1 protein-coding gene and 1 pseudogene are annotated in these 3,127 nt (G+C 58.8%); one reads left to right on the top strand and one right to left on the bottom strand.

Going from position 1 to position 3,127, the window contains the following annotated elements; genetic code table 11:
* Window positions 1–1,296, top strand: a 1,296-nt coding sequence (locus B3P22_RS22960) for a Tn3 family transposase (RefSeq protein WP_296272665.1), incomplete at its 5' end; no start/stop codon positions are given.
* 844 nt (window positions 1,297–2,140) lie between these two features.
* On the opposite strand, the pseudogene B3P22_RS22965 reads toward B3P22_RS22960, so the two are convergent.
* Window positions 2,141–3,127: pseudogene (locus B3P22_RS22965) on the bottom strand (ISL3 family transposase); the annotation flags it as partial.

Consider the following 3,127-nt stretch of genomic DNA (forward strand, 5'->3'; position numbering starts at 1 on the left):
GTGCACAAGCCCGCGCAGGCGCTGAACGACCAGACCAGCCATTTCCTGCCGCGCATCAAGAACACCGAACAGCTCATGGACGTGGACGACTGGACGGGCTTCAGCCGCCACTTCACCCACCTGAAGGACGGTGCCGAGGCCAAAGACCGGACATTGCTGCTGTCAGCGATCCTGGGCGATGCGATCAACCTCGGGCTGACCAAGATGGCCGAGTCGAGCCCCGGCCTGACCTACGCCAAGCTATCCTGGCTGCAAGCCTGGCACATCCGAGACGAAACCTACTCGGCGGCCCTAGCCGAGCTGGTCAACCACCAGTACCGTCATACCTTCGCCGCTCACTGGGGCGACGGAACGACCTCTTCTTCCGATGGCCAGCGCTTCTGGGCGGGCGGGCGGGGTGAAAGCACCGGGCACGTCAACCCGAAGTACGGCAGCGAGCCGGGGCGGCTGTTCTACACCCATATTTCCGACCAGTACGCACCGTTCAGCACCCGCGTGGTGAATGTCGGCGTGCGCGATTCCACCTATGTGCTTGACGGCTTGCTGTACCACGAGTCCGACCTACGGATTGAGGAGCACTACACCGACACGGCTGGCTTCACCGATCACGTCTTCGCCCTGATGCACCTGCTGGGCTTCCGCTTCGCACCGCGCATCCGCGACCTCGGCGAAACCAAGCTGTATGTTCCGAATAGCGTCCAGGACTACCCGACATTGCGCCCAATGGTTGGCGGCACCCTGAACATCAAGCATGTCCGCGCCCACTGGGACGACATCCTGCGCCTGGCCAGCTCGATCAAGCAGGGCACCGTCACTGCCTCGCTGATGCTGCGCAAGCTCGGCAGCTACCCGCGCCAGAACGGTCTGGCCGTGGCCTTGCGCGAACTGGGCCGGATTGAGCGCACACTGTTCATCCTCGACTGGCTGCAAAGCGTAGAGCTACGTCGCCGCGTGCATGCCGGACTGAACAAGGGCGAGGCGCGCAACTCCCTGGCCAGGGCGGTGTTCTTCAACCGCCTCGGCGAAATCAGGGATCGGAGCTTCGAGCAGCAGCGCTACCGGGCCAGCGGTCTCAACCTGGTGACGGCCGCCATCGTGCTGTGGAACACGGTGTACTTGGAACGCGCCACCCAGGCGATGAGCGAAGCGGGGAAGTCGGTGGATAGCGAGCTGCTGCAATACCTGTCGCCGCTGGGGTGGGAGCACATCAACCTGACCGGCGATTATGTCTGGCGGCAGAGCCGCAGGCTGGAGGACGGGAAGTTTCGGCCGCTAAGGCTGCCCGGAAAACCTTAACGTACGATTTTTTCCGTTTTCTCTATTCGTCCCTAATGATATCAGGCAGCACCTTCCGCAATTCCAAGCGCCCAACAACTTCGCGGCATTCAGCAGCAACTGCATGGCCTTCAAAGGGGAAGTCTGGCCCTTTGCTCACGGAGCCCCGGTAAAAATTATCGACGACTACGTTTGCATCGACATGTGGGCCGCCTCTATGGGCTTCCTGGCTTGGCTCCAGTTCCCAAGGATTCAAGGATTCAAGGCCAGGTAGCGAACGCGCGAGCGATTAAGTTCGAGGGCCTATTTCAGGACGTCATTGACCAAACCCGCTGGGGCGGCCAGCCCACCCGAGCTCTCCGCCAGAAAACACTGGATGTTTGTGGCCGAGCTTTGACCGACATCGACGCTATCGGCGCATTCAATAGCACCCTTCTTCCGGTTTCTCCTACAAGAGCATCCCATACGCGCGCGAGTATGACCAAGGCGCCCACAACGCTATTCGTAATGCTGCTTCAACGGTGGATAGAGGCGTTGATTACTGGTCAGGCATCATCGATCAGCTTAACGCGCAGAGGGCAGGAGACAATTTCGACTTTTCGGGCTTCCCACAGATTATAGGTGTGGTCTGTACGCCTACTGTGATCTACACGAGCCATTCTAGGTTACTTGAGAAGTCTGTCGGCAGATTGCGCTGGTCGAGCTCTCTGGATGAGCCACTCGAATTCCTAACAACGTCGCCCGTACCGGATACAGACGAGTAGGTTTGCGAGTTGCAAAAGATGGCTAGCAAAATCTAGGAGCTGGTGCTAACAAGCTAGAACGGCCCATGACATAGATCTGTGGGCGAAATAATAAAGGTTCTTCACGGATTACCGGGGAAGTCATTCTTGATCTTCATAAAGAAGAATTCGCTGTCCCGGTAGCCGTAAGCCATCCGTTTGATGACCTTTATCCGGTTGTTAATCCCTTCTAGCTGACCCGTGTGCATGGGCCAGCGCACTCGGCTCAGGATGCCGCGCCAGTAGCCCCTCAGTCGTTTTGCAAATTGCTTCAGTGCCGGTATCTCGCTTTCTCCAGCCAAGCGCAGCCATTGCTTCCAGGCTGATCGCCAGCTCCAGGCAGTGGTGGGCGACCAGAGCGTTTTAAGTTCGGCTTTCATCAGGTAAACCGTCATCAGCGACTGGTTAGCGGCCAGTAGGTCCTGCAGGCGTACTTGCTGCTCTTCGCGTTTGAGGTTCTCTGGATTGCGCAGCAACAGCCACCGCGCTTGCTTGATGACCTTACGTGCAGGCTTGTCATGACGCAGACGGTTGGCTTCATCCACTCGCACTCGATCAATCACTTCCCGACCGTACTTGGCGACCACATGAAACAGGTCATAGACCACCCGCGCCTGCGGGCAATGTTGGCGCACCTCTAGGTCAAACGCGGTGTTCATGTCCATCGCCACTGCTTCTATCCGAGCGCAGCCTTCCGGCCCCAGCTCTTCAAAGAACGGCCTGATGGCAGCTCGACTGCGTCCTTCGCCAATCCACAGTACCCGTCGGGTATCGGCATCCAGCACAACGCTGGCGTAGCGATGCCCTTTGAACAAGGCGAACTCATCCATCACCAAGCGCTTCGGCTGAGCTTTCGGTAGCTTCTCCAAGGCGGCTTGTAATGCTCGTCGCTCCAGCAAACGCACGCTATCCAGTGCAAGCCGAACAGCTCAGCGACGTGCAGTGTGGGCAACCGCCGGCAAGCCTGAGTCACCGCTTCGGCCAGCCGTCTGGTCATCCGCGAATAGCGGTCAAGCCAGCTAACTGACTCCATTCGCTTACCGCATGCGCGTAAGCGTCTGGCCAACACA

This window comes from Pseudomonas sp. UBA6323 (genome assembly GCF_002439135.1).
GTDB lineage: Bacteria > Pseudomonadota > Gammaproteobacteria > Pseudomonadales > Pseudomonadaceae > Aquipseudomonas.